The 432-nt window shown below is 51.4% G+C and carries 2 protein-coding genes; both read right to left on the reverse strand.

Going from position 1 to position 432, the window contains the following annotated elements; translation table 11 throughout:
- A partial coding sequence (locus A6V37_RS39350) for a hypothetical protein (protein WP_167361447.1) occupies nt 1-122 on the reverse strand: 122 nt, incomplete at its 3' end.
- Nucleotides 119-432, reverse strand: a 314-nt coding sequence (locus A6V37_RS39355; protein ID WP_208607890.1) for a UDP-N-acetylglucosamine 2-epimerase, incomplete at its 5' end; no start/stop codon positions are given. The genes A6V37_RS39350 and A6V37_RS39355, both read right to left, overlap by 4 nt.

The raw sequence follows: 432 nt of genomic DNA on the forward strand, positions 1-432 counted from the left end.
GTGTCTACCGCATGTTGGTTGATATCCACGCCGATAACCTGCTTCTGGCGGGAAGCAAAAGCGGCCGCAGTCGGTAATCCGATATACCCCAGCCCAATAACAGAAATGGTCGTAAAACTCATAACGATACCCTATAACTTTTTAACGCCTGTAAAATGCGCGCGCATGATTGCCCGTCATCATCAGGATTATGGGCGCGGCTCATGGTTTGATATGCATATTGGTCATGCAGCAGACGCATAACTTCCGCCACAATGCGCCGGGAGGCCGTGTCGATCAGTCTTACCGTACCAGCGGTAATGGCTTCCGGACGATCTGTGGTTTCACGCATGACCAATACCGGCTTACCTAATGACGGCGCTTCTTCCTGAATACCGCCGGAATCGGTCAGAATGAGCCAGGCGTGATTCATCAGCCAGACAAAAGGTAAGT

It is taken from the genome of Paraburkholderia ginsengiterrae, assembly GCF_001645125.1.
GTDB classification, from domain to species: Bacteria; Pseudomonadota; Gammaproteobacteria; order Burkholderiales; family Burkholderiaceae; genus Paraburkholderia; species Paraburkholderia ginsengiterrae.